Origin of the sequence: Streptomyces bottropensis ATCC 25435 (genome assembly GCF_000383595.1) — a bacterium.
GTDB lineage: Bacteria > Actinomycetota > Actinomycetes > Streptomycetales > Streptomycetaceae > Streptomyces > Streptomyces bottropensis.
The window spans coordinates 4,043,182-4,069,892 of sequence record NZ_KB911581.1 but is presented as its reverse complement, the minus strand read 5'-3'; the positions used below and the strand labels follow the sequence as shown (position 1 = coordinate 4,069,892).

The window sequence follows — 26,711 nt, the reverse complement described above, 5'->3', positions numbered from 1 at the left end:
TTGGTGTTCGTCTTGGTGTTCGTCTTCGTGTCATCGCCGCGCGCGACGCCCCGGCGGAGGGTGGGGCGGCTCCGTCGGGGCGTCGATGTCACCTGGCGGGGGTTGTCAGCCGGTCACCGGCTGCAGTTTGGCGCGGAAGTGCCGCAGGATCGGGGACTGCTCCACGATGCGGTAGCCGTGGACGGATTCCGCGTTCTTGACGATCTGTTCCAGGGTCCGGCCGACGTGGTCGTAGTGGCTGCGGGTGTAGACGCGGCGTGGGAGTGCCAGGCGGACCAGTTCGTACGGTGCGCTCTTGGTGGGGTTGCCGTCCTCGTCCTCCTCGCCGAGGTAGAGGGAGCCGAGTTCGGCAGAGCGGATGCCGCCTTCGAGGTAGAGGCGGCAGGCGAGGGCGTGGCCCGGGTAGTGGTGGGGCGGTATGTGCGGGAACAGGCGTCCGGCGTTGAGGTAGAGGGCGTGCAGGCCCGGGGGTTCGAGGATGTCGACGCCGGCCGAGCGGACGCGGTCGGCGAGGTGGGAGGCGACGTCGGCGCGTTCGGCGAGGTAGGCGGGTTCGGTCACCTCCAGCAGGCCGGTGGCCATCATGTCGAGGTCGCGGCCGGCGAGTCCGCCGTAGGTGGCGAAGCCCTCGGTGGCGATGAGCAGGCGTTCGCACTTCTCGGCGAGTTCGGGGTCGTTGAGGCCGATGAAGCCGCCGATGTGGACGATGCCGTCCTTCTTGGCGCTCATGACGCAGCCGTCGGCGAGACGGAACGCTTCCTCGGCGACCTGGCGGGGTGTGCGGTCGCGGTAGCCCTCTTCGTGGCGCGTGACGAGCCAGGCGTTCTCGGCGAACCGGGCGGCGTCCAGGATCATGGGGACGCCGTGGCGGCGGCAGATCTCGGCGGTCTGCTTGAGGTTCTCCATGGAGACGGGCTGGCCGCCGCCTCCGTTGTTGGTGATCGTCATGATCACCACGCGGACGCGGGAGCCGTCCGGTCCTTCGAGTGTGGAACGGAGCTTGTCGAGGTCGATGTTGCCCTTGAAGGGGCGTTCGCTGTCGAGGTCGCGGGCCTCGGCACACGGGATGTCATGGGCCTGACATCCGGAGAGTTCCACGTTCGCCCGGGTGGTGTCGAAGTGGGTGTTGGCCAGGACGATGCCGCCGGGTTCGAGAAGCGTGTTGAACAGGATGCGTTCGGCCGCGCGTCCCTGGTGGGCCGGGAGGATGTGCCGGTAGCCGGTCAGCTCGGTCACGGTCTCGTGGAAGCGGTAGAAGGAGCGTGAGCCCGCGTAGGACTCGTCGCCCTCCATGCCCGCGGCGAGCTGGGCGGCGGAGATGGCGCCGGTGCCCGAGTCGCTGAGCAGGTCGATGGTCACCTCCTCGGCGCGCAGGTCGAAGAGGTTGTAGTGCACCCGCTCCAGCGCCGCCTCGCGCTGTTGCCGGGTGGTGAGCGCGATGGGCTCGACGACCTTGATGCGGTAGGGCTCCATGCTGATCCTTGCTCCTGACGTACTGCTGAATGTCTGGTCGTTGCCGTGCCGGGGGCCGGACTCGTGCCGTCCGGGGGACGGTGCGGTGCGGTCCGCCGAGGGGGTGTTGGGGGGCCGGACCGCGTAGGCCTCCGACGAGATGTACGCGGTCACCCGGGGCGGCCGGTGCTCCTCGTGGGCCAGCGCCACGTAGGCGATGAGTCCGACGCCGTCCTGCGGCGGCCGGGGGGTGACGGCGGCCAGTGACCGGGCGAGGGTGTCGGTGCCGAGCCCGTGGCGGCCGAGGACGGTGCCGGCCCAGCGCAGTGCCTGCGCGTCGTCCCGGGCGTAGTCCCTGACCGGGACGTGGAGGGTGAAGCCGGTGGGGCCGCCGGTGGTCCGGGTGAAGGAGTGGCAGGTCAGGACGGGGCGCCGGTCGAACCGGGCCTCGGCGAGCGAGGATCGCCCTGCTCCGTCGCCGAAGCCGCCCGCGGTGCGGAGGAACTCCTCCAGCGTCGCGCTGTCGGGGCCGGAGTCCATCCGGCACAGGCCGCCGGCGGCTGTCACCGGCAGTCCGTGGTGGGTGGCGTAGATCTTCACCCGGGGTGCCGCCCAGTCCCCCAGGTCGAGGGCGAAGAACGGGTAACCGTCGGCCGGGGGCAGCGCGTCGAAGGCGTGCCGGTGGCCGAGCCGGTCCAGCGCTTCCCGGATCGTCCCGGCGGCTCTCGTCGCGCCGGACGCCGCCGGGTTCAGGTACACCTTCATCCTGGGGACGCCGCCGGGGCGCAGCTCCAGGGCGATCCACAGGGCCAGCGGGCCGTGCGGGTCGGGGGGCAGGAACAGGTCCTCCAGGGCGTCGAGTTGTGCGGTGCCGAAGCCCCAGCGTCGTGCCATGGACCGGACCACGCGCAGTCCGGTGCGGCCGTCCTCGCGGAGGGTGTCGGCGCCGCATCCCGGCTCCAGCAGCACCCGCAGCCTGGGGGGCGCGTCCGGTGCGAAGGAGAGCGAGAACTCCACGGGGGTGGAGTCGTCGGACAGGAAGCTCCGGGAGGGGGGCGGCAGGTCCAGGGACCGCTCGGCCGCCGCTCCGAGGGAGTCGGTCAGTACGTGCGCGTAGGTGTCCGCGTCGGACGGGCCGAGCCCGGACACCTGGCACAGCCGCCGCAGTTGGCCCGTCACGAGGTCGCCGAGCGTCCGGTCCACGCGGGTCCCCCCGGTGCCGGACCCGTGGGCGCTCACCGGTGCTCCCGCCGCTGCTCGGAGTGGGGGGACGGTGCCGGGGACGCGGGTTTCTCCTGGTCGGCGGCCGGGGCGTGGGAGGAGACGCAAAGATACCCGCCGACCTCGGCGGGTATCTCGTTTCGTGGTGACCGGTGGCGGATCTCGCCCTTCGTGGCCTCCACGGGGGTTAATGCGGTGTGCCGTCGGGAGCGGCGGTACATGTCCGGATGTCGAGCAGAAGCGGCGCCGGTGGATATGTGGTCCACGACACCTCCCTTTGTTCGTTGGTCACCACGAATTGCCGCCGCGTTACTACCCCTTTGGTTGAAAGCTCATGCAGTGCCTTCCGTCACAGACGGTTGCGGGTGTCACCCCTTCAACCAGGACAGGAAGGAACCCCACACCCCTCGCTCGGCCTTCCGGCCCGCGGGGGCGTTGTCGCCGCGGGCGGTCGTCTCCGCGCGGGGCGGGGCCGGACGCTGCATCACCTGCGGGGTGAAGCGGCAGGGAAGCGCGGCGAGCGCGCGGTGGAAGGGGCCGGGTCGCCAGGTGAGGCTGTCCTCGGGCACCGCGAGTTCGATGTCGTGCAGACGGTTGAGCAGGTTCTCGATGGCCACCATGGTGACGAGGCGGGCGAGTTCCTTGGAGGGGCAGGCGTGCGGGCCCGCGCTCCAGGACAGGTGCGCGCGCCGGCCGCCGGTCTGACGGGCCGTCGCGAGCGCAGGGTCGGTGTTGGCCGCCGTCATGCTGACGAGGACGAGATCGCCGGCCCGCATCTTCGTGCCGCCGAACTCCAGGTCGATGGCGGGGTAATGGGGCGCGTAGTTCGCCATGGGCGGGTTCTCCCACAGCGTGTCGTCGATGGCCTCCTCGATGAGGCCGCCGTCGGCGTACCGGTCGTGCAGGAGCAGCCGGTGCAGGGTGTTGCCGATGAGATTGCGCAGCGGTTCGGCGCCCGCGCCGAGGAGCAGGATCAGCTGGTGGACGAGTTCCTCGTCGGTCAGCCGTGCCTCGTGCCGCATCAGGTAGGAGGTGACGTCGTCGGCGGGCCTGGCGCGCTTGAGGGCGACCAGTTCGAACACGGCCTGTCCCAGGACCGCGTTGGCCTTCTCGGCGTTGACGCCCTCGAAGACTCCGGAGATGCCGAAGACGACCCGGTCGCCGATGTCCGCCGGGCAGCCGAACAGTTCGTTGAACACGAGCAGCGGCAGCGGCTTGACGTAGTCGTTCATCAGGTCGATGGAGCCGCGGGCGGAGACCTGGGCCAGGAGGTAGTCGGAGGCCCGCTTGGTCATGTCGCTGATGCGGCGGGAGTCGACCTTGGCCAGGCTGTCGGTGATGGCCTGGCGGAGCCGGGCGTGTTCGGCGCCGTCGGTGAACATGGCGTTGGGGCGGTACCCCAGCATGGGGACGACGGGGCTGTCCGGGCCGATCTTGCCTTCCGCGACGTCGCGCCAACGGCGCGCGTCCTTGCGGAAGTTGCCCGAGTCCTGGAGGAGCCTCAGCGCCGTCGCGTGGTCGGTGACGAGGGTGGCGTCGACGCCGGGCGCGATCTCGACCGGTGCGGTCTGCCCGTAGTGCCGCATGTAGGCGTAGTACGCCTGCGGGTCGGCGGCGTACTCCGGTCCGTACAGCGGGACCCGCATCCCGCTGTCGTGGGCCGGGCAGCCGGGCGGGGGTGCGGGGAAGGTGGAATCGGAGGTCATGTCTGCTCTGCTCCTAACGGGCGCGGTCCATCAAGTAGCGGACCAGCGTGATCAGTGCTTCGGCCGACGACCGCTCGTCCCGCGCGTCGCAGGTGACGATGGGGGTGTCGTCGAGCAGATCGAGCGCTTCGCGCAGTGCCCTGGCGTCACGTATGGACGTGCCGTCGAAATGGTTGACCGCGATCGCGTAGTCGAGTCCGTACTGCTCGATCAGGTCGATGACGGCGAACGAGTCGGCCAGCCGCTCGGGGTCGACGAGCACGAGCGCCCCGAGGGCGCCGCGTGCCATGTCCTCCCACATCTGCACGAAGCGCTGCTGGCCGGGCGTGCCGAAGAGGTACAGCACCACACGGTCGCTGACGGTGAGGCGGCCGAAGTCCATGGCGACCGTGGTGGTGGTCTTGCCCTGGACGCCCTTGAGGTCGTCGATCGCCTCGCCGGCCTGGGTCATCGTCTCCTCGGTGGAGAGCGGCGAGATCTCGGAGATCGACCCGATGAACGTGGTCTTGCCCACCGCGAAGTGCCCGACGACCAGGATCTTCACGGCGGTCTGCGTCTCTCCGCCGGGGACGTAGGCCCGCTCATCCAAACTTGGACTGGAGACCATGGAGCACCTCCTCGAGGATCTGCAGGTTGGCGACGGGCGCACGGGTCGCCGGCGGGCGGGTGACGAGGTAGCCGGCCTCGGAGAGGGCCGCCAGCAGGATCTTCACGACCCCCACAGGAAGGTGCAGGTGTCCGGAGATCTCGGCGACGGAGAGGTAACCGCCGACGCACATCCCCAGCAGGTTCTGCTCCTCGGGTGAGAGGCGGGCAGGCCGCTGCTGCTGGTCGACGACCGCCGTGACCAGCGTGATGAGGGAGAACTGGCTCTCGCCGGGAAGGCTGCGGCCGCCGGTGATGACGTACGGACGTACTAATTCGGCGGCTTCGTGCTCGTGCCTGTCGGAATCGGTCATGGCCGTACCACGCTGCTCTCCCGGGGCGGGGCGGTCATGACCTTGCCCAGTTGTCCGACGAGTTGCTGCATGCGGAAGGTGATGTCGGCCATGTCGACGTCGGAGGAGGCCGACACGGCGAGGTAGGCGCCGTCGCCGGCGGAGATGAGGAAGATCCAGCCGCCGTCGAACTCGACGAGGGTCTGCTGCCAGCGCAGGTCCGAGCGGGAGCAGAAGAACGCCAGGGACCGGCTGAGCGACTGCATGCCGCTCATCGCGGCGGCGGCCTTGTCGGCGTCGTCCTTGTCCACGTCCTTCGAGCGTGCCCTCAGCAGCCCGTCGGAGGAGACCAGAACCGCGTGGAGGGCTCCGGGGATCTCCAAGGCGCTGTCAAGCATCCAGGAAAGATCGTTGTTCATTGGACCTCGTGCCCTTCACTGCTCGCGTCACGGGTTCCGCCCGGCCGCTCCCCCTCCGGATGTGTGGCGCGGCCGGCGTCCGTGCCCTGCTTGAAGGCGGCCATGATGGCTGCCGTCTCCTCACTGCGGCGCTTGGGGGCGGCCGGGGCGGCGGACGGACCGGTCGAGACCAGGGCCATCGGCCGCTTGCGCCGCCGCTTGGGCAGGCCGTCCTCGGTCGTGCCGAGGGGCAGCGCGGGCTCGGGGGCCGGCTCGTACGCCGAGGGGCGCGACTCGACGGCCGGCGGCTCCTCCCTCGGCGCGACCGACTCCACCGACGCGGCCGGCTGCTTGGGCACCGGCATGTCGGTGAGCAGGTCGTCGGGCAGCAGCACGACCGCCCGCACGCCGCCGTAGGGGGAGGTGGAGTCCACCGACACGGTGAAGCCGAACCGCTCGCAGAGCACGCCGATCACCGCGAAGCCGAACTGCGGAGGGTTGCCCAGTCCGGAGACGCCCGTGGCCCGCTCGCTCGTCAGGAGCTTCTCGGCCCTGGCCTTCTCCTCCTCGTTCATGCCGACACCCGCGTCGTCGACGATGATGCAGACGCCCTTGGGTACGGAACGGACGTTGATCTCGACCACGGTGTCCGGGCTGGAGTAGCTGGTCGCGTTGTCGAGCAGTTCCGCGAGGGCCAGTGCCACCGGTTCGACGGCCCGGCTGGTGACACCGAAGTCGACCTTGGACAGGATGTGCGCCCGCTGGAAGTGGCGGATCCTGCCCTGGGCGCTGCGGACCACGTCGTAGACCGAGGCGACGTCGCGGTGCCGGCCGAGCCAGCCCTCGCACAGGACGGCGATGGACTGGGCCCGTCGGCCGAACTGCGCGTTCATGTGGTCGATCTCCAGGAGGTCCTGGAGCATGACGGAGTCACCGTACTTGCGCTGCAGTCCGGAGATGATGCGCTGCTGTTCGGCGGCGAGGCCCTGCAGGGTCCGCATGGCGGACTTCAGCGCGGTCCTCGTCTCGCCTTCGGCTTCCTGCTGGGCCGTGCGGACGGACTCCGTGTATTGGCTCTCCAGCTCACCGTAGTGGTTCTTGAGCCCTGCGATCTCCTGCCGTAATGTCCGCGCCGCCCGTCGCTGACGAACGATGAGGATGGCGGCGACAAGGGTTACGACAAGGAGTGCCCACAGCGCCGAGTTTTGTATGTATTGCGTCATGAGACCCTCTTCAGGCGGCCGATAGCCAGCTACTGAATTCCTGTCAATTCACACATACCGAAGGTCAGCCATTCCAGGGTTGCCACGAGGAATTCACCAAGGACGACGGATGCTCCTTTTGCACCCATCCGTCCACTCGGTAAGTGCCGTGATCGTATCATCACTCAAGCTGATGACGAGGCGTCAACCAGGGCACTTGTCCCGGCAGTTGAGCCCAACCGGAATGTGTTGAACACGGGCACAAGCCGCATTGCCGCAGACGACTGCCGTACCCCCGGACGGCGTTGACTCGTGTAGTCGTCCACCTGCCTGGCCTCGGACCGCGGTTGATGATCCGGACCGTCGCGCGGAAAGCCCCCGGAAGTCATGATGGGCGGTAAGCGGAACGTCAGGGGGAGATCGCTGTGCGTGGGGAGCGCCGGCCCGGCTCCGGGCTCGGGTCGCGGCACGCACCGCGGTGCCCGGCCGCCGGCCGGCACGGCTCGCCCGGCTGATTCCGCTCCGAGAAAAGGACGACGAACCCGCGGCGGGCGTGCCGACGATCCGCCGCGTCGACATCACGGAGGCTGTCATGTCGCACAAAGAACACAGTGCCCTCAATAGGCGTCAGTTCCTGGCTCGGTTCGGAGCCGGGACGGTGGCCCTCGTGGCCGGCTTCGACCTGATCGCCCGGCAGTGGGTGCCCGAGGCGGCGGCAGCGGAGAACTCCGCGTTCGCCACCGTGCCCCCGCTCGACGGCACCCTCGTCTTCGACGCCGCGTCCCTCGCGGCCAATGCGCACGACCAGGGCAACATCGTGTTCCTCAGACCGTGCGCGGTACTCCGGCCGGGTTCCGTGCAGGACATCCGTAAGATGGTCGGCTTCTGCGCCGACCACGGCATCGAGGTCGCGCCGGCCGGCGCGCACCACGCCATGTTCGGCCAGCCGCTCGTGAGCGGTGGCCTGGTCATCGAGATGCGGTCGCTGGACACCATCCACTCCATCGGCACGGACGGCGCCGACGTCGACGCCGGTGTGCTGTGGCAGGACCTGATCGAGGCCGCGTACGAGCGGGGCCTCACCCCGGCGTCGGTCACCAGCTACCTGGGCACGACGGTCGGCGGGACCCTGTCCATGGGCGGCATCGGGATGATGTCGGCCTACCGGGCCGGCGCCCAGGTCGACCACGCCGATCGGCTGCAGGTGGTCACGGGCGACGGCCGGCTGCGGTGGTGCTCCGGCACGCAGGACACCGACCTGTTCGAGGCGGCGCTCGCCGGGCTCGGCCAGTGCGGAGTGATCACACGGGCCACCGTCGACCTCGTGCCGGCCAAACGGCTGGCCCGCACGTACCGGATCGGGTACCAGGACATCCCGACGTTCTTCCGGGACGTCCGCGTCCTGGCGAACCGGGGCGAGTTCGACTCCCTCGGCAGCATCCCCCAGCCGGGCACCGCGCAGCCCCTGACACTGTGGGCCACCGTCTTCCACAACCCCGGGGACGCACCCGACACGTCCCACCTGCTGCGCGGTCTCAGCCCCGCCGCGGCCACGGCGGCCTTCGAGGACTCCCCCTACCTCGACTACATCTCCTTGGTCACCACCATGTACGACTCCTTCGCGGCGAACCTGGACTGGGACGCGAAGGTCAAGCCCTGGTCGGACCTGTTCCTGCCGGACGACGCCGTCGAGGAGTACGTCGCGTCGGTGTTCTCGTCGCTGACCGCGCAGGACCTGGGCCCGACCGGCTTCGGGCTGATCTTCCCGATGCTGCGTTCGAGCTACCGCCGACCGCTGCTGCGGCTGCCCAGCGATGCGGGCGGGCCCTGGGTCTGGCTGGTCAGCGTGCTGACCGACGCCGCGCGCTCCGGCCCCGACCCCGACTTCGCGGCACGGATGATGGACCGCAACTACCGCTTCTACCAGGACGCGGCGGCCGTGGGCGGGGTGCGCTACCCGCACGGCGCGTGCGCGTTCACCGCGGCCGACTGGCGGGCGCACTACGGCTCGATGTGGCCACGGTTCTCCGAGTGGAAGCAGCGCTACGACCCGTGCGGGATCCTGACCCCCGGCCCGGGCATCTTCTGACCCAGGACACCGTCCGACGGGCACGGTCCGACGGTCACCGTCCGACGGGCGCGGTCTGACGGGCGCGGTCCGACGTGGTGCGGAACGGCGTAGAAGGGCCCGAAGAAGAGCGCGAAAGAGTGGAGCAGACCGGAGAGGGCGGATCAAGCGCTCTTTCCGGGCTTCACTCTTTCGGTCCTTCCCACCCGATCGGATGCGCGTGGCTGGTCAGCGGCCCGGGGGCGGCCGGGACGTGGTGGTGCGGGAGAGACGTGGGACGTCCCGCGTGGCGGGAGCGGCCGAAGCATGTCGGCGATGCTGCGGATCTGCCGGGTCCCGTGGCCCGTTCACGCCTATCGTGGAACGGCACACCGACGCTCGGCGCCAAGGCAGGCTGCACATGAGGGAACCGCATATCGACTATGCGGAGGTCTTCCGGGCCCTGCCCGGCATGGTGGCGCTGCTCACCCCCGATCTCGTGTACGTCGACGCCAACGACGACTTCCTGCGGCTCGCCGGGCGCTCCCGCGAGCAGCTGCTGGGCCGCTACATCTTCGACGTCTTCCCCGAGAACCCGAACGAACCGGCCGCGGCCGGCATGCGGGAGACCCGCGAGTCGATGCTGCGCGCGGTGGTCACCGGCGAGCGCGACACGATGGCGCTGCTCCGCTACGACATCGAGGACGCCGAGCGCCCCGGCTCCTGGCAGGAGCACTACTGGAGTCCGGTCAACGCACCCGTGATCGGCCCCGACGGGAAGGTGGCCCTGATCGTCCACCGGGTGGAGGAGGTCACCGAACTCCTCCGCGCCCGCGGCGGCCCCGGAGGCGCCGGCCGGGCCCAGGTGCTGGAGGCCGAGCTGTACACCCGCGCCCGGGAACTGCAGGAGGTCAACGAACGGCTGCGCACGGCCCACGCCCACGAACGCGAGGTGGCCCTGGCCCTGCAGGCCGCGATGCTGCCCCCGCCCGGCCCGACCGGACAGCACGACGCGGCCGTACGGTACCGGCCGGCCATCGGCGCGCTGAACGTGTGCGGCGACTGGTACGACCTGGTCGGCCTGCCCGGGGAGGGTCTCGCGGTGGCCGTGGGGGACGTCGTCGGCCACGGTCTGGCCGCCGCCTGCGCCATGGGGCAGCTGCGCAGCGCCCTGAGCGGGGCCACCCGTCTCTCCGACGGTCCGGCGCAGGCGCTGGAGGCCCTCGACCTCTACGCCCGCTCCGTCGAGGGCGCCGAGTCGACCACCGTGGTGACGACCTTCATCGACTGGGACAGCCACACCATCACCTACAGCTGCGCGGGCCACCCCCCGCCCGCCCTCATGCACCCCGACGGCACCGTCACCTTCCTCGACCACGCCACCGACCCGCCGCTCGCCGCCCGGCCCACCCACGCCGCCCGGCCCGAGGCCCGCACGTCCTTCGTCGAGGACTCCACCCTGGTCCTCTACACGGACGGGCTGATCGAGCGCCGCACCGAGGACATCGACACGGGCCTGCGGCGCCTCGCCGACTCCCTGACCCACCACCGCGAGCACGACCCCGAGACCCTGGCCGACGCCCTGCTGGCGGATCTCCTCCCGCCCTCCGGCAACACTGACGACACGGCACTGATCGTCCTGCGTCTGTGACCACCGCGGCGGCGGCAGCCGGCACCGCGGCCGCACCCGGCGTGGGCCGTCGGGCGCACGCGCGGACGAGGTGGCGCGGTCACCTGCCCCAGATCTTCCGGTACCCCTCCCGGTAGCCCGACGGGTCCCAGCTCGTGGCACCTTCGCTGTTGTCAGCCGTGCTGATGTGGACGGGAGCCACATAGCCGCTGGCCGGGCGGCCCGAGAAGGCGCGGTTGAACTCGTCGACGATCTGCCAGCCCTGCAGGGTGAGCGGTTCGGGGACGGTGGCCGCCTGGTACTGGCCGCTGTCGACGCGCTGGAAGGCGGAGGGGTCGCCGTCCCCGGCGCCGATGTTGAAGGGCGGACCCGAGCCGTCCTTGCCGGCCGCGCGGAAGGCGGGCGCGGCGTCGGCGAAGTACAGGTCGTTGATGGCGACGGAGTGGGTCCACCGGTCCTGGAAGCGGGACAGGAGCGAGGCCACCTCGCGGGGGGTGCGGCTGCTCGCGTCGGGGATCGGGATGTTCACGTACGACAGGAGCTTCACGCCCGCGCAGGTGGCGAGTTCGGCTCTGATCAGGTCGGACTTGTTCTTGGCGAAGGGGATGGAGGCGTCGGTGAGGATCACGACCCCGGCGTCGCCGTCGGAGGTCGAGACGACCCACTGCGCGCTGATCCTGGCGACATCCTCCACCTGGGTGGTGATGTTGGTGAAGAGGGCGGGGCGCCTGCTGGGGCCGGGTGCGGCGACCGCGTGCCAGCCGATGACGGGGATGCCCGCCCGCTCGGCACGGGCGATCTGCCGCGAGGTCGCGCCGGGGTCGAAGCCGCCGACGACGATGCCCGAGGGGCGCAGCGTCACCGCCTCGCTCATCGCCGCCTGGATACCGGCGGGGGTGCCACCGCCGTCGATGACCCGGACGTTCCAGCCGATGACCCGCGCGGCTTGCCGGACGCCGTCGGCGGCACCCGCGACTCCGGGGTTGGTCATGGTCTGGGCGACGTACACGATGGTTCTGCCGCTCACGGCCTCGGGGCCGGAGGTCGGGCCGTTCCAGGGGATGTCGGTCCGCTCCGCCCGGCCGACGGCGGCCCGGGCCTCGGCATGGACCTTCGGGCAGCCGTTGGGGCCCGAGGCGGAGGTCTCCGGATCGCTCGACGATCCGCGTTCGCAGCCGGCGAGCAGGACGGTCGTCACCGTCAGCAGCGCGGTGGCCGCGCACCGGGCTCCGCGGGCACCGGCGGCGGTCTTGCTTCTGTGGTGCACGAGGGCTCCTCGCGAGGGGACGAGCGGGAGGGCGCGGCCGGGGGGCGGCGGGGGTGCGGCGGGGCGCGCGACCGGAGTCATGGGATACCGCCCGGCGGCGGTTCCGCCGGGTCGACGGGTGCGTCGCGGGCCGCGAGGACGCCGGTGTGCATGCGGCGGCGGGCGGCGTATCCGGCGAGGCCGACGGCGAGGAGCAGGGTGCCGCCGTGGAACAGGGGCACCGTCCAGAAGTCGGCGCCCATCTGGGCGATGCCGGTGAGGCCGACGGCGAGGACGGTGACGGCGACGAGGGTGCCCAGGGCGTTGGGACGGCCGGGTCTGATCGCGGTGGAGCCGAGGAGGGCGCCGACGAAGGCGGGCAGCAGGTAGTCGAGGCCGACGCTCGGATTGCCGATCTGCTGCTGGGCCGCGAGCAGTACCCCGGCGAGGCCGACGATCAGGCCGGACGCGGCGAAGGCGCAGACGGTGTACCTGCGGACGGGGATGCCGACGAGGTCGGCGGCGCGCGGGTTGGACCCGACGACGTACAGGTAGCGGCCGACCGGGAGCCGTTCCAGCACCAGCCAGAGGACGACGGTGAGCCCCAGCACGTAGAAGGCGGGGACCGGGAGGCCGAGGAACGTGGAGGTGTAGAGGTCGGTGAAGGCGGGCGGGAGGCCCTGGGGGCCGGGGACGATCCGGCTGCCGTCGGTGACCCAGCCGGTCACGGCGTACATCATGCTGCCGGTCCCGAGGGTGGCGATGAAGGAGTCGATGCGGCCGAACTCGACGATGACGCCGTTGAGGACGCCCACGACCGTCCCGCCGACGGTCACGGCGAGGCAGGCGAGCGGCCAGGGCCAGCCGGCGTCGACGATCAGGTACAGCACCATGACGTGCGCCAGGCCGAGACCGTAGCCGATGGACAGGTCGAACGCGCCGGTCACGATGGGGACCATGGCGGCCAGCGCGAGGACGGCCGGGATCGACTGGGTGGAGAGGATCGAGTCGACGGTGTCCAGGGTGGGGAAGGTGCGCGGCAGGGTCAGGGAGAAGAACAGGACGAGCAGGGCGGTCAGGCCCAGGAGGCCGTAGGCGCCGACGAGTTGCCCGCCCGTACGGGTGCCGGGGGCGGGCCCCCTCGGCGTGGGCGGGCGGCGGGGGCGCGGTGCGGACGGGGAGGGCGGGGCGGTCATGGGGCCGTCGCGGTTCCGGCGGGGGGCATGGCCGAGGCGGCCCGGGTGAGGGCCGCGACCGTGAGGGCCGCCCCGGTCAGTTCGGCGGTCACGGCTCCGCGGACGAGGACCAGGGCCCGCTCGCACACGCCCGCCACCTCCTCGAAGTCGGTGGAGATGAGGAGGACCGCGAGGCCGTCGGCCTGTGCCTCGGCGAGCAGCCGGTGGACGGCCGCCTTGGCGCCGATGTCCACGCTCGCCGTGGGTTCCTCCAGGATCAGCAGGCGCAGACCGGTCCGCAGCCAGCGGCCGATCATGACCTTCTGCTGGTTCCCGCCGGACAGGACGGCGATGGGGGCCTCGGTGTCGCGCGGCCGCACCGAGAACCGTTCGACGAGCGCGGCGGCCGTGGCGCGTTCACGGCGGGGGCCGATCCAGCGGGGCGCCGGCCCGTCTCCGGCGCGGGGGTTGGCCAGCAGGTTCTCCCGCACGGTCAGTCCGGGGAGCCAGCCCTCGCGCTGCCGGTCGCCGGGGACGAGGGCGACCCCGCGTCGGACGGCGTCGGCGACGGTGCGGGGGCGGTAGGGGCCGCCGTCGAGGAGGACCTGTCCCCCGAGGAGGGGCCGGGCGCCGGCGAGGGCCCGGCCGAGGTCCATGTGCCCGGCACCCGACAGACCGACCAGGCCGAGGGCCTCTCCCGCTCTCAGCTCCAGGTCGACCGGCCCCGCACCGGGGGTCCTCACGCCGTCGAGGGCCAGGACCGGCGGGGCGCCCGGGGCGCAGGCACGGCGCGGGTGGGCCCGGGCAGGTGCGGGACGGTGGGCGGCCGGTTCCTCGCCGGTGATCTCGCGCACCAGGCGCAGGGGGCTGTGGTCCGCCGTCGAACCGTGGCTGACGAGGCGGCCGTCGCGCAGGACGGCGAAGGTGTCGGCGACCTCGTAGACCTCGTCGAGGCGGTGGCTGACGTAGAGGATGCCGTGGCCCCGGTCGCGCAGGGTGTGCAGGATGCCGAAGAGGCGGGCGCAGTCCGCGGCGGGCAGGCGGGCGGTCGGTTCGTCGAGGACGATGAGCTTCGCCCGGGTGGCCAGGGCGCGGGCGATGGCGACCAGGGACCGCTCGGCGGGGGCGAGCCGGGCGATCGGCGCGTCGGGGTCGAGGTGTCCGCCGACGAGGGCGAGCGCCTCGGTGCAGCCCTCCCGGGTGCGTCGCCAGGAGATCAGTCCGGCGCGGCGCGCGTATCCGGTGCTCAGGGCGATGTTCTCGGCGACCGTCATCCACTCGACGAGGCCGAGGTCCTGGTGGATGAAGGCGAGGTGGGGGGAGGCGGTGCGGCTCGCGAGCGGCTGTCCGTCCACGGTGACCTGGCCCGCGTCGGCTCGGTGGACGCCGGCGAGGATCTTGATGAGGGTGGACTTTCCGGCTCCGTTGGGGCCGAGGAGCGCGAGGACGCTGCCGGCGTGCACGTCGAGGTCGACGCCGGCCAGGGCGAGGGTGGCGCCGAAGCGCTTGGTGAGGCCCCGGACGCGGACCAGTGGTTCGGGCCCGCCGGGCGGGACCGGCTGCGCAGAGGTGTCGTGAGCGTCGTGCACGGACAGCTCCGGGGGTCGGCCTGGCGAGTTCTTCCGGCTTCTGCTTGCGCCAGCGATACTAACCACCGATATCGCTTCCTTCGCGGCATTTGAGCACCGGTCGACGTCGGTCGCGTCAGCCGCCGTCGAGCCCGCACTGGGCCCAGATGACCTTGCCCTCCGGGGTGTAGCGCGTGCCCCAGCTCTGGGACAGCTGGGCGACGAGGAACAGACCCCGGCCGCCCTCGTCGGTGGTGGCCGCCCGGCGCAGATGTGGAGCGGTGCTGCTGGTGTCGGAGACCTCGCAGATCAGGGAGCGGTCGCGGAGCAGTCGTACCCGGATGGGTCCGGCGCCGTGGCGGATCGCGTTGGTGACCAGCTCGCTGAGCATCAGTTCGGCGGCGAACGCGGCTTCGTCGAGGCCCCACTCGGCCATCTGGCGTTGGGCGGCGGCGCGCACCTCGCTGACGCGGGCCGGGTCGGCGGGCAGCTCCCAGGTGGCGATCCGCCCCGGGTCGAAGGCGTGGGTGCGGGCGACGAGCAGGGCGATGTCGTCGCCCGGATGGGCGGGTGCCACGGTGTCCAGGACGACCCGGCAGGTCTCCTCCGGGGTGCGCTCGGTGTGGGCCAGCGCCCCGCGCAGCTGGTCGAGGACCACGTCGACGTCACGGTCGCGGTCCTCGATGAGGCCGTCGGTGTAGAGGACGAGCTGACTGCCTTCGGGCAGGTGGATGTCGACGGCTTCGAAGGGCAGCCCTCCGAGGCCGAGGGGAGGTCCGGCGGGCAGTTCGGGGAACGACACGGTGCCGTCGGGGCCGACCAGGGCGGGCGGCGGGTGGCCGGCGCGGGCCAGGCTGCACATCTGCGAGGTCGGGTCGTAGACGGCGTAGAGACAGGTCGCCCCGATGATGCCGCCGCCGTCGGAGACGGGGTCCTCCCGGTCCAGTCGGCCCACGAGGTTGTCGAGGTGGGTGAGGACCTCGTCCGGGGGGAAGTCGAGTTCGGCGAAGCTGCGGGCCGCCGTGCGGACCCGGCCCATGGTCGCGGCGGAGAGCATGCCGTGGCCGACGACGTCGCCGACGAAGAGTCCGATGCGGGTGCCGGAGAGCGGGATGACGTCGTACCAGTCGCCGCCGACGTCGGATTCGGCGGGCAGGTAGCGGTGGGCGACCTCGACGGTGTCCTGGTCGGGGAGCCCCTGCGGGAGGAGGCTGCGCTGCAGGGCGAGGACCATGGTGCGTTCGCGGGTGTAGCGGCGGGCGTTGTCGATGGACAGGGCGGCGCGGGTGGCGAGTTCCTGGGCCAGCGAGCGGTCGTCGTCGCCGAAGGGGGCGGGGTCCTGGGCGCGGTAGAAGGCGGCGACGCCCAGGACGACGCCCCGGGCGACCAGGGGGACCGCGATGAGGGAGTGGACGTGGCTCAGCAGGCTGTCGGTGTGCTCGGGGTCCTGTGCGAGCCAGCCCGCGGCCGCCTTCAGGTCCGGCTCCAGCACCGCTTCCCCCCTGGTCAGGGAGCGCAGCTGCGGGACGGTGGGGCCGTAGTCGACCTGTTTGCCGACCGGGCTGAAGGGGAGGTCGTCGCGGATGCCGTGGACCACCGTGCGGCGCAGGTCGTCGCGCGGGTCCGCTGCCTCCTCGCCGCGCAGCACGGGCTCGGCGAGGTCGATGGTGACGTAGTCGGCGAGGCGCGGGACCGCCGTCTCGGCGAGCTCCTGGGCGGTGCGACGCACGTCCAGGGTGGTTCCGATACGGGTGCTGGCCTCGGACAGCAGCTCCAGCCGGCGGCGGGCGGCCAGGGCGTAGGTGCCGACGTGGGGCTCCCCCACCAGCAGGAGTCCCCTGTCGGGGGCGGGGGCGCCGTCGGCGGTGAGTTCGTCGGTCGTGATGTCGTCGGGGGCGACGAGGTCGACGGCCGCGGCGAACCCGGCCGGTGGTGGTGCGGGGGTGTGCGGGTGGCCGGGGGCGGGGACGGCGGTGAGCGGGCCGGGCGTCCCGGCGAGGGGGGAGCCGTGGAGGCGCCGGACCGTGGCGGCGCCGGTGGGTTCGACGGACCGCGCGGGCTCGGCGGGCAGGCGGCTCGGCACCGGTTCGGTCCGGCGTGGGGTGGCGAGGGCCTCGTGCCGTGAGGCCCCGGGCAGGACCGCCTCGACGACGATGCCCTCCACTCCGGAGGCGCTGGTCATCGGGCGGCTGACGAGGGTGACCCGGAGGCCGTTCGTCAGGGGTACGTCGACGGCGGCCCGCTGCGCGCGGGAGATCAGCTCGGCGGCCTTCTCCAGGAGGGTGGCCCGGTCGGCGGGGCGCAGCCCGCGGACCAGTTCCTCGACGCCGACGCTGTGCCCCCGGCGCGCGCCCGGCTCGGTCCCGGCGTCCAGGTACGCCCGCAGCAGGGAACGTGCGCGCACGGAACTCTGCCCCAGCAGCCGCCGTTCGATGGCCGCGGCCGCCTTGCGGATCACACCGTCCAGCGCCGGGTGCTCGAAGGCGCGCGGATATCCGAAACACAGGACGCCCTCGATACGGCCGCTGAGCGGGTCGCGCACCGGGAGCGCGCGGCAGGCGCTGGCCTGGGAGCGGTCGGCGAAGTGCTCGGCGCCGTAGACCCGGATGAGCCGCCGTTCGGCCAGGGCGAGGCCGATGCCGTTGGTGCCGGCGAACTGTTCGGCGAAGACGAAGCCGGGGACGGTCTGGATGTCCGGGAGCCCTCTGGCCAGGGAGGCCTCTCCGAAGCGGCGCAGCAGGACGGTGCCGTTCGCGTCGGCGACGGAGATGTTCATGGCGCTGCCGGCGAACTTGGACTCCAGCCGGTCGAGGACGGGCACGGCCGCGCGGGCGATCCGGTCGTCCCGGTCGAAGTCGTCCCGGAAAGGGAGGTCGGACCGGTCCGGCGACAGCCCGAGGGACCGGCACCGCTGCCAGGAGCTGAGGATCGACGCCCGGACACCGGTCGCCGGCGACTCACCCTGCAGAAACCGCTCACGGGACAGGACGGGGCCCCGGTCACGAAAAAGGGAGGAGCCCGTGCCGTCTGTCGCACGTCCCGTGAGTATCGGCTCGCCGTCGGACCGCACCACGCTGGCCTCACTCGCGCACTGGACAATCCGCTTATCGGAAATATCTGGCATTGACGAGGATACGGGCATCAGCAACACGAGTCACGGTTCGCGCCTCCACTCACCCGCGGTGACGCAGTCGGCGGGCACCGGGCCAAGGGGCGGTCGCTCCGGGTGGGGGCCTCCGGCAGGAACCTCTCGAAGACGGTCACGGCGAGGCGGGCGGCCGGTGAGGGCCCATGCCCCGGTTCGACCGTCACTCCGATCGACACGGCGAGCCACGACACCGAGCCGACGTTCCTGGTCTCCGGTCAGGCGTACGGCCTCGGCCTGTCACCGGGACGGGGCGTCGACACCACGTCCGGCACCACCGGGGCACCGCTGCCGACCGCGCCTGTCCCCCGGCGGTCGCGCTGACGCCCGTCCCGGTGCCCTGGCGGGTGTTCACCCGGCGGTGCGCCGGATCCGTCCGGCGTACCGCCGCTCCAGCTCCAGGTTGCTCTCGAAACCGCCGGGCACGTTGGCGGAGACGTAGACCGGGGGGCGGTCGCCGGTGGCGAGGAGCCGGGCGGCCGCCTCGGCGACCGTCATCTGCACGAGCATGACGCCGGTCAGGGTGGAGAGGGCGCAGACGGCGCCGCCGCCGGGCAGCTCCAGCAGGGCGTCGCCGCGCGGGGCCGCGTTGTCGAGGACGACGTCGGCGAGGTCGACGAGTTTCCTGCCGCTCGGGTGGGTGGCGGGGACGGCGTGGGTGTGGGCGAGGGAGGTGAGGGCGAGGAGGCGGTGGCCGCGCTCCTTGGCGTGCAGGGCCATCTCGACGATGACGTTGTTGACGCCGGAGTTGGAGACGATGACGAAGAGGTCCTGGGGGCGGGGGTCGGCCAGTTCGTAGAGGCGGACCGCTATGCCGGGCTCGCGTTCGAGGAGCGGGTCGTCGAGACCGCTGGGGTGGTCGCCGCCGAAGAGGACGAGGTCGGCCATCTGGATCCGGTTGGTGGGCACGAGGCCCCCGGCGCGACCGGCGAGTTCGAGGACCATGGCCTGGGAGTGGCCGGTGCCGAAGGCCTGGACGACGCCGTCCGCGCGGACGCAGTCGGCGATCAGCGTGGCGGCGGCGCTCACGTCGGCGCGGGCGGAATCGGCGAGGCGGTTCAGGACGGCCAGGCCCTCGCGCGCGAAGCGGTCGGCGCCCACCGGCTCGGCCACGGGCTCGGTCGCGGACTCGGCCACGGGCTCGGTCGCGGACTCGTGCGTGGACTCGTCGGACACCTGGGACTCCCCACTGATGGATTGAACCACCTCATACTTACCATTCAGTGAATCACTGAATCACAGGCCCGGCGTCCGGGGCAATGGCGCAGTTCACGCACCCACTCGGGCGCGAAGTTCCGGTCCTGATATTCAGCCGTCGCGTCAACGGGTGGCTGATACCTTCTGTGCATGCCCTCGACCGATGTCACGACCCTGATCCGCACCGAGCTGCCCCGGCTGGCCGGCTCCCTGCGGAAGGTCGGCGAGCTGATCCTGGAGGATCCGGCCGCCGTCACCCACTGCTCGGCCGCGGAGCTGGGCCGCCGTACCGGCACCTCCCAGGCCACCGTGACCCGGTTCTGCCGCGCCATCGGCCTCGACTCGTACCAGCACCTGCTGATCGAGCTGGCCCAGGAGCGGGGCCGGGGCGAGTCCTCGGAGTGGGGCAGTGCGGAGATCGGTCCGGACATCTCCCCCGACGACAGCCTGGAGCGGGTCGTCCAGGTGGTCGGCACCGCCGACCTGCGGGCCGTCCAGCAGACCATCGACCGGATCGACCTGGACTCCGTCGAGCGCGCCGCGCAGGCCGTGGCCCGCGCCCGGCGCGTGGACGTGTACGGCGTCGGCGGCAGCGGCGCGGTCGCCCAGGAGACGGAGACCCGGCTGTTCCGCATCGGATGCGCGGTGCGCGGCTGGACCGAGGTGCACGCAGCGACCACCTCCGCCGCCCTGCTCACCCCCGCGGACGTGGCGATCGGCATCTCCCACTCCGGCGCCACCCGTGAGGCCATCGAGCCGTTCGAGCTGGCCAGGGAGCGCGGCGCCACCACCGTCGCGCTGACCGCCGACCCGCGCTCGCCGCTGGCCCGCGCCGCCGACATCCGGCTGATCCCCTCCTCCTCGGAGACCAGCTTCCGCACCGGCAGCATCGGCGCCCGCCACTCGGTGCTCATGCTCATCGACTGCCTGTACGTCCGTGTCGCCCAGCTCTCCTACCAGCGGGCGAGCGCCTCGCTGGCCCTGACCGACCACATCGCGGGGGCGCACGCGGTGAAGTCCCGGCGCCCACGCTGAACCGTCGGGGGCGGACCGCGCGACCCGTCCGACCCTGCATGGATGAATCAACCAATATTCCGACGCATGGTTGATTGAACCACCCTGCGCTGCCAGGATGAGGCTCCGCCGAGCACTCGTAGGAGCCTCATGCGCGTCATCTCTGCCGAGTCGACCGAGCTCTACGTCGGGACGGAGGACCAGCCGCTCCAGGTGGTCGCCGTGGAGGTCGGGCACACCCCGGGCCGGCCGGTCCGGCTGAGCGTGGAGGGTCCCGACGTCCGCGCCGCCGGGGAGAGCGTCGTCGTGGTCGGCGAGGACGGGACCGTACGCGCCGAGATACCCGTGGCCGCCGACGGCCTCGCGGCCGGCGACCGTCGCGAGATCACCGTCACCGCCGCCGACGGGGACGACGTCGCCCGGCGGACGGCCGGGTTCACGGCCGCCGAGCCCGGCTGGACCATGTTCATGGTCAGCCACTTCCACTACGACCCCGTCTGGTGGAACACCCAGGCCGCCTACACCGAGACCTGGGACGTCGCCGACGACCCGGCCGTCACGGGCCTGCCCGCCCGGACCTTCGACTCGCGCGGGCAGAGCGGCATGAGCCTGGTGCGGGCCCACTGCGACCTGGCCCGGCGCGACCCCGCGTACACCTTCGTGCTCGCCGAGGTGGACTACCTCAAGCCCTACTGGGACTCCTTCCCCGAGGAGCGGGCCTTCCTGCGGCAGCTGATCCGCACCGGCCGCGTCGAGATCATGGGCGGCACCTACAACGAGCCCAACACCAACCTCACCGGCGCCGAGGCGACCGTACGCAACGCCCTGTACGGCGACGGCTTCCAGCGCGGGATCATGGGGGCCGCGCCGGAGACCGCCTGGCAGCTGGACGCGTTCGGGCACGACCCGCAGTTCCCGGGGCTGATGGCGGACGCGGGGCTCACGTCGAGTTCCTGGGCGCGCGGTCCGTACCACCAGTGGGGGCCGACCCTGTCGGTGTTCGGCGAGGAGCCGCGCGATCCGGAGCGGATGCAGTTCCCGGCCGAGTTCAGCTGGATCGCCCCGAGCGGGCGCGGCCTGCTGACCGCGTACATGGTCAACCACTACGGCGCCGGCTGGGCCATCGACAACGCGCCCACGCTCCCCGAGGCCGAGGCCGCCGCGCTCAAGCTCTTCCGGGGCCTGAGGAAGGTCGCGCTCACCCGGAACGTCCTGCTGCCGGTCGGCGGCGACTACGCCCCGCCGTGCCGCTGGGTGATGGGCATCCACCGGGACTGGAACGAGCGATATGTCTGGCCCCGGTTCGTCAGCGGTGTCCCCCGGGACTTCTTCGCCGCCGTACGGGCCGAGCTGGAGCGGGAGGGGCGCACGGCGTCCCCGCAGACCCGGGACATGAACCCGGTGTACACCGGCAAGGACGTCTCCTACATCGACACCAAGCAGGCCCAGCGGTACGGCGAGGCGCTGCTGGCCGACGCCGAGGCCTGGGCGACCCTCGCCTCCCTCGCCACCGGGCACCCCTACCCGGACGCGGCCCTCGACAAGGCGTGGCGGCAGCTGGTCTACGGCGCCCACCACGACGCCATCACCGGCTCCGAGTCCGACCAGGTGTACATCGACCTGCTCACCGGCTGGCGGGAACTGTACGACCTGGCCGCGGAGGTGCACGCCGACGCGACCCGGGCCCTCGCCGACCGCGTCGTGCCCCTTCCCGGCGACGGCGCCGACCTGGTCGCCTTCAACCCCGCGACCTGGCGGCGCCGGGACGTGCTGACCGTCGCCGACCCCGGCCGCGTCCCGCTGGACCACACCGGACTGCCGCTGCCGGCCGTGACCGAGGACGGCGAACTCACGGTCGTCGTGCCGGAAGTGCCCGGCATGGGCCTCAAGGCGCTGACATTGGCGGAGGGTTCGGTGGCCGGCTGGACGGCCGGCGAGGGCTTGACGATCCGCAACGAGTTCTACGAGGTGACCGTCGACCCCGCGCGAGGCGGCGGCGTCAGCGGTCTGCGGGCGCTCGCCGAGGCGGGGGCCGACGGCGAGCGCGGCCGGGAGCTGCTGCGCGCCGGGGACATCGGCAACGAGCTGGTCGTGCAGGAGGAGTACCCGAGACACCCGCGCTTCGGCGAGGGTCCCTGGCACCTCACGCCGACCGGCACCACCGCCGCCCGCAGCCGGGACGTGCCGGCTGACATCGATGTCGAGCACTCGGCGGCCGGCTCCCGCATCACCGTCCGCGCCGACCTGGGCCTGTTCCGCTACACCCAGCGGCTCACGCTCTGGGCGGGCGTCGACCGGCTGGACGTGACGACGACCGTCGACGGCTATGACGGCGCCGACCGGCTGATCCGGGTGCGCTGGCCCTCCGACGTGCGCGGCGGGCTGCCGGTGCACGAGGTCGCGGACGCGGTGATCGGGCGTGGCTTCGGCTTCGTGGACGTGGACAGCGAGCGGTTCCCGTGGACCCTGGACAACCCCGCGAACACCTGGTTCGGGCTGGGGTCCACGGCCCGGGTCGCCGTCCACGACGACACCGGCGCCCTGCTGGGCCACCGGTCCATCGGCGTCGCCGAGCTGATCTTCGGCGACTGGGACAGCGCCGGTGAACTGGGCGGCCCGCTCGCGGCGGCCCTGGTGCGCACGGGTGTCACGGCCACCTCGACGATCGCGGGCGGCCCCCGCTACGGCGATCTGGAGGTCGACTCCAACCTGCCGGACCTCCGCATCGCGGTCGGCGGACCCGAGCGCAACCCCCTGGTCGCCGAGGCCCTCGGCTGGGATCCGGCCGCCGCCCGCGAACTGCGCCGGCAGCTGGCCGCGGACGGCCTGGCGTCGGTGTGGGTGGCGCCCCGCGCCTCCCTGCGCGAGGAGTGGGTGCCGGGCGCCGATCTGCGCGACCTGGAGCGGCTGCCGCTGCTGGTGGTGGCGGGGGCCCGCCCCGAGGACGACGCCAAGGCCGTGGACGCGCTCGTCGCCGACCTGGACGCCGCGCCCGTACGGGCCACGGCGGCCGGCGGCGGCGAGGCGCTGCCGCCGGGTGACGCCTGGGACGGGCGGGGCTTCGCGGTCCTCAACCGGGGCACGCCGGGGTGTGTCGTCACCACCTCGGGCGACCTGTACATGTCGTTGATGCGCTCCTGCACGGGCTGGCCCTCCGGCATCTGGGTCGATCCGCCGCGCCGCACCGCCCCCGACGGCTCCGGCTTCCAGCTCCAGCGCTGGTCGCACACCTTCGCGTACGCGGTCGTCGCGGGCGAGGGCGACTGGCGCGACCTGGGCTGGCCGCGCGCGGGGCACGCCTTCAACCATCCGTTCACCGGGCGGCTGCGGGAGCCCGACCACCCGCTCACGGCCCGGCTGCGGGAGCCCGCCGGAGCGCCGGCCGGCCTGCCGAGGACGGTGGCCCTGCTGGCCCTGGAACCCGAAGGCCGGGTACTGCTGGACGCGTTGAAGCCGGCCGGGTCGCCGCTGGCCCGGGGCGGTACGGCGCCGGCGGACCCGGCGCGGGGGGTCGTCGTACGGGCGCACGAGGTGGACGGGCGGCCGGTGCGGGCGCGGGTGACGGGGCCGAGGGCGTGGGCCGGGGGCGGCCGGGCGGACGTCCTGGAACGGCCCGGCGAGGCTCTGGACCCCGGCGCCGACGGGGCGTTGGAGCTGGACCTGGCGGGGTTCGAGGTGGCCACGCTGCTGGCCACGCCGGTCGCCGCGGCCCAGGAGACACGGCCCGGCAGCGCCACGCAGGCCACGAGGTCCGGTGGGCCCGGTGTCGGCGCGCGGGAGCCCGCCCAGCCCGTGCACACCCGGTACTGGCTGCACAACTCCGGTCCGGCGCCCCGGGGGAACATGCCCGTGGCCGTCCACCTCTCGCCGCACGCGATGAGCGCCGACGGGCCGGTGACCGCGACGGTCCGTGTCTCCTCCGAGCTGACCGACGCACCCGTGTCGGGGGCGGTGGCCCTGGCGGGGCCGCCCGGCTGGAGCGTGGAGCCCGCCCACCTGCCGTACGCGCTCGGCCCCGGCGGTTTCTCGCTCGGCGAGGTCACCGTGACGCCCCCGCCGGACCCGGTGCCCGGCCGCTACGCGCTCGCCGCGCGGCTGACGTACGGCGGGCAGACCTTCGAGGACGTGGTCGCGCTCGACGTGCCAGGCGAGGCGGCACCGGGCGAACCCGACGGGCGGACCGGGCCGGGGGTCGTGATGGAACTGGGCGTGGACCGGGTCGAGGTGCGCCGGGGCGAGCGGGTGCGGGTCCGGGTGGGCGTGCGCAACACGACCCGGGGCCCGGTGAGCGGCGCCCTGTGGGCGGTCTCGTCCTGGGGCACCTGGGCGGGCGTCGGACCGGGCCTGCAGGGTTTCGCCCTGGCGCCCGGGGAGCACGCGGAGCGCTTCGTCGAGGTGGACGGCTCGGCGGTGCCCCCGGGGTCGTACTGGCTGATGGTGAAGGCCGGCTGGCACGGGTGCGTGGCGTATACGGAGGCGGTCCCACTGGAGGTGGGGCCGTGAGCGCGGAGGCCGTCGCACGGGGCCGTGAGCGCGGAGGCCGTCGCACTGGAGGTGGGGCCGTGAGCGCGCACCGGGCGCACCACGTCCCCGCGCCCCCGGACGGGCCCACGGGAGCGGGACACCCGCCCCCGGGCGGACCCGCCGCGCTCGTCGGTGGTGAGGCCGTCTCCCGGGACCGGGTCGACGCCGTCCTGGAGGCCGTCCCCGCGCGGGACCGGGAGGGCGGACCGGAGGGGCGGGCGCGGGCGGAGCGGCAGCGGCGGCGGTGGGCGACGCAGGTGGTCGTGGCGGACGAGTTGGCCCGGCGGGCCTGCGCCGCGCGGGGGCTCGCGCCGCCCCACGCGGCGCCGGCGCTCACCGTGTCCGGGACCGAGGTCGCCGACCTGGGCAGCATCATCGCGGTGGCGCTCGCCCACTCCCCCGCCGCGCGCACCCTGCTGGCGGCGCTGGAGGCCGAGCAGAGGGTGCCGGAACAGGCCGTGCGGGGCTACTACGACCGCAATCCGGACCGTTTCCTCACCGCGGACGCGCTGCGGCGCGGCATCGACCCGTACGGCGGGGCGGGGCCCGAGGACTTCCTGCCGTACGACGAGGTCCGCGACGGCGTCGCGGGGGAGCTGCGGCGGGCGAGGGGCCGGCAGGCGTTCTTCGACTGGCTGGACCGGGCGCGGGCCGGGGTGGAGTACGCGCCGGGGCACGAGCATCCGGGCGACCCGGCCCACCCCGACCACGAGCACCGGCACTGAGCGGGCCGGTACCGGGCCGCACTCGTCCCGGAACCGAAAAGCAACACGGTCCCCCATTGACCTCCGATGAATTCTGGTCCACCTTTTCATCAATCGGAGTCCAAGTTGGTGATTCAAACCAGCAGCCGACTGATCGCAGGAGGCAACATGCGCGCGAGAAGACTGACCGGATGCGTGGTGGGCGTCGTCGCCCTCACCCTCACCGCCGCCGGCTGCGGCCTGTCGGGCGGCGGCTCCGACAGCGGGGACGCCACCGCCGGCGGCTGCAAGGTGGACAAGGGCAACGTCGGCTCCGGCAAGCTCACCGGGGACGTCAAGGGCACGATCACCTTCCAGACGACGAACCTGAAGAAGGACTTCGGCGACTACTTCAACGGCGTCATCAAGGCCTTCGAGAAGGCCCACCCGGACACCACCGTGAAGTGGGTCGACGACCCGGGCGACGCCACGTTCACCCAGCGCCTGGTCGCGGACGCGCAGGGCTGCACGCTGCCGGACGTGGTGAACATCAACGTGAACACGGCGATCGCGCTCACCAGGAACGGCTACCTGCTCGACCTGGACAAGAAGGCCCCGGACGCCGGCGAGCCGTTCGTGCCCAACCTGTGGAAGTCGAGCAGGTACGCCGACTCCACGGGGACGAAGGTGCACAGCGTCCTGCCCTGGTACTCCGGCGGCATCGTGCAGACCTTCAACACCGAGCTGATGAGGAAGGCGGGCCTCGATCCGGCCGAACCTCCGACGACCGTGCTCGGTCTGTTCGAGGACGCCCAGAAGATCGCCGAGGTCTCGGACGGCAAGTACTACGCGTTCCTCGCCAACCCGCAGCTGCGCATCCCGGCCGACTGGCAGCAGATGGGCATCAAGATCCTGTCCCCCGACGGCAAGAAGTTCACCTTCGCCGACGACCCGAGGACCGTGCGGTGGGTCGAGGCCATGACCAGGCTCTACAAGGCCGGCGGCATGCCCCGGGACTCCCTGTCCTCCACCCAGGACCCGGCCAACGTCTACGGCCAGGGCAAGCTGGTCTACGGCCCGACGAACCCCAACTTCCTGCGCTTCATCCAGCAGAACAACCCCAGCGTCTACAAGAAGACCGGTGTCGCCCGCTTCATGCTGGACGACCTGGGCCACACCGTCGGCGCCCCGCAGTACATCGGCGTCGCGTCCACCGGCAAGAACGCGGCGACCGCGCTGTCCTTCGCGCGGTTCTTGACCGATGCGCGGAACCAGCTGGAGTGGGCCAAGGACCCCAACGTCGTCATCTTCCCCTCCACCACCGCCTCCCTGGACGACCCGTTCTTCCAGTCGGTCGAGGGCGACGACCCGTTCGCCGAGGCCCGCAAGATCGTCGCGAGTGACCGCAAGACCTCCACCGCCGACGAGATCGCCCTCACCCCCGGTGAGCTGAACGCCATCACGGCCCAGATACAGCTGGCCATGCAGGGCAAGAAGAGCGCCCAGGACGCCCTCGACGAGGCCCAGCACAAGGCCGACGAGCTGATCGAGCAGGGCAGCTGAGC

General features: G+C 72.5%; 18 protein-coding genes. 6 read left to right on the top strand and 12 right to left on the bottom strand.

All coding sequences use genetic code 11. The annotated features are described in order from the left end of the window. Window positions 1-105: 105 nt before the first annotated feature. The 7 genes from STRBO_RS45650 to STRBO_RS0117955 all read right to left on the bottom strand — a co-directional run bounded on the left by STRBO_RS45650 (window position 106) and on the right by STRBO_RS0117955 (window position 6,938). Window positions 106-2,691: a tryptophanase gene (locus STRBO_RS45650; protein ID WP_020114547.1), complete on the bottom strand. Its 2,586-nt coding sequence runs from the start codon at window positions 2,689-2,691 to the stop codon at window positions 106-108. Next, window positions 2,688-2,855: a hypothetical protein gene (locus tag STRBO_RS43445; RefSeq protein ID WP_005475229.1), complete on the bottom strand. Its 168-nt coding sequence runs from the start codon at window positions 2,853-2,855 to the stop codon at window positions 2,688-2,690. Before STRBO_RS43445 ends, STRBO_RS45650 begins: the two co-directional genes overlap by 4 nt. A 186-nt stretch (window positions 2,856-3,041) precedes the next feature. Then, window positions 3,042-4,379 (bottom strand): cytochrome P450, encoded by a 1,338-nt coding sequence (locus STRBO_RS0117975; protein WP_005475230.1) that lies wholly within the window; start codon window positions 4,377-4,379, stop codon window positions 3,042-3,044. 13 nt (window positions 4,380-4,392) lie between these two features. Then, entirely contained in the window at window positions 4,393-4,986 is a 594-nt protein-coding gene (locus STRBO_RS0117970) for a GTP-binding protein (RefSeq protein WP_013005331.1), read from the bottom strand. After that, entirely contained in the window at window positions 4,961-5,338 is a 378-nt protein-coding gene (locus tag STRBO_RS0117965; RefSeq protein WP_005475232.1) for a DUF742 domain-containing protein, read from the bottom strand. The genes STRBO_RS0117970 and STRBO_RS0117965 overlap by 26 nt, the downstream gene beginning before the upstream one ends. Next, entirely contained in the window at window positions 5,335-5,736 is a 402-nt protein-coding gene (locus STRBO_RS0117960; protein ID WP_005475236.1) for a roadblock/LC7 domain-containing protein, read from the bottom strand. The genes STRBO_RS0117965 and STRBO_RS0117960 overlap by 4 nt, the downstream gene beginning before the upstream one ends. Next, window positions 5,733-6,938: an ATP-binding protein gene (locus STRBO_RS0117955; protein ID WP_005475238.1), complete on the bottom strand. Its 1,206-nt coding sequence runs from the start codon at window positions 6,936-6,938 to the stop codon at window positions 5,733-5,735. Before STRBO_RS0117955 ends, STRBO_RS0117960 begins: the two co-directional genes overlap by 4 nt. Window positions 6,939-7,509: 571 nt before the next feature. Between STRBO_RS0117955 and STRBO_RS0117950 the strand changes: the two genes are divergently transcribed. Both STRBO_RS0117950 and STRBO_RS0117945 read left to right on the top strand, forming a co-directional pair. After that, window positions 7,510-9,006, top strand: a complete 1,497-nt coding sequence (locus STRBO_RS0117950; RefSeq protein ID WP_028796721.1) for an FAD-binding protein — start codon at window positions 7,510-7,512, stop codon at window positions 9,004-9,006. 379 nt (window positions 9,007-9,385) lie between these two features. Then, window positions 9,386-10,615 carry a PP2C family protein-serine/threonine phosphatase gene (locus STRBO_RS0117945; RefSeq protein WP_005475243.1) on the top strand — a complete coding sequence of 410 codons (1,230 nt, stop codon included), beginning with the start codon at window positions 9,386-9,388 and terminating at the stop codon, window positions 10,613-10,615. 79 nt (window positions 10,616-10,694) lie between these two features. On the opposite strand, the gene STRBO_RS0117940 is transcribed toward STRBO_RS0117945, so the two are convergent. The 5 genes from STRBO_RS0117940 to STRBO_RS0117915 all read right to left on the bottom strand — a co-directional run bounded on the left by STRBO_RS0117940 (window position 10,695) and on the right by STRBO_RS0117915 (window position 18,865). Continuing rightward, window positions 10,695-11,861, bottom strand: coding sequence for a substrate-binding domain-containing protein (locus STRBO_RS0117940; RefSeq protein WP_005475245.1), 1,167 nt, complete (start codon window positions 11,859-11,861; stop codon window positions 10,695-10,697). A 77-nt stretch (window positions 11,862-11,938) separates the two neighbouring features. Next, window positions 11,939-13,036, bottom strand: a complete 1,098-nt coding sequence (locus STRBO_RS0117935) for an ABC transporter permease (protein WP_005475246.1) — start codon at window positions 13,034-13,036, stop codon at window positions 11,939-11,941. Beyond that, a complete protein-coding gene (locus tag STRBO_RS0117930) occupies window positions 13,033-14,604 on the bottom strand; it encodes a sugar ABC transporter ATP-binding protein (protein ID WP_005475247.1) in 1,572 nt (523 codons plus the stop codon). Before STRBO_RS0117930 ends, STRBO_RS0117935 begins: the two co-directional genes overlap by 4 nt. A gap of 115 nt (window positions 14,605-14,719) precedes the next feature. Next, window positions 14,720-17,656 (bottom strand): SpoIIE family protein phosphatase, encoded by a 2,937-nt coding sequence (locus STRBO_RS0117925; protein ID WP_005475248.1) that lies wholly within the window; start codon window positions 17,654-17,656, stop codon window positions 14,720-14,722. A gap of 423 nt (window positions 17,657-18,079) precedes the next feature. Beyond that, window positions 18,080-18,865 carry a sugar isomerase domain-containing protein gene (locus tag STRBO_RS0117915; RefSeq protein ID WP_051085248.1) on the bottom strand — a complete coding sequence of 262 codons (786 nt, stop codon included), beginning with the start codon at window positions 18,863-18,865 and terminating at the stop codon, window positions 18,080-18,082. 210 nt (window positions 18,866-19,075) lie between these two features. On the opposite strand from STRBO_RS0117915, the gene STRBO_RS0117910 reads away from it, so the two are divergent. The 4 genes from STRBO_RS0117910 to STRBO_RS0117895 all read left to right on the top strand — a co-directional run bounded on the left by STRBO_RS0117910 (window position 19,076) and on the right by STRBO_RS0117895 (window position 26,709). Further along, window positions 19,076-19,960: a MurR/RpiR family transcriptional regulator gene (locus STRBO_RS0117910; protein ID WP_005475251.1), complete on the top strand. Its 885-nt coding sequence runs from the start codon at window positions 19,076-19,078 to the stop codon at window positions 19,958-19,960. Window positions 19,961-20,089: 129 nt separating this feature from the next. Next, a complete protein-coding gene (locus STRBO_RS0117905) occupies window positions 20,090-24,442 on the top strand; it encodes a glycoside hydrolase family 38 N-terminal domain-containing protein (RefSeq protein ID WP_020114544.1) in 4,353 nt (1,450 codons plus the stop codon). Between the two features lie 59 nt (window positions 24,443-24,501). Next, complete coding sequence (locus tag STRBO_RS0117900; protein ID WP_020114543.1) at window positions 24,502-25,188, top strand: hypothetical protein; 687 nt, start codon at window positions 24,502-24,504, stop codon at window positions 25,186-25,188. A 147-nt stretch (window positions 25,189-25,335) separates the two neighbouring features. Beyond that, a complete protein-coding gene (locus STRBO_RS0117895; RefSeq protein ID WP_028796719.1) occupies window positions 25,336-26,709 on the top strand; it encodes an extracellular solute-binding protein in 1,374 nt (457 codons plus the stop codon). Window positions 26,710-26,711: the final 2 nt, after the last annotated feature.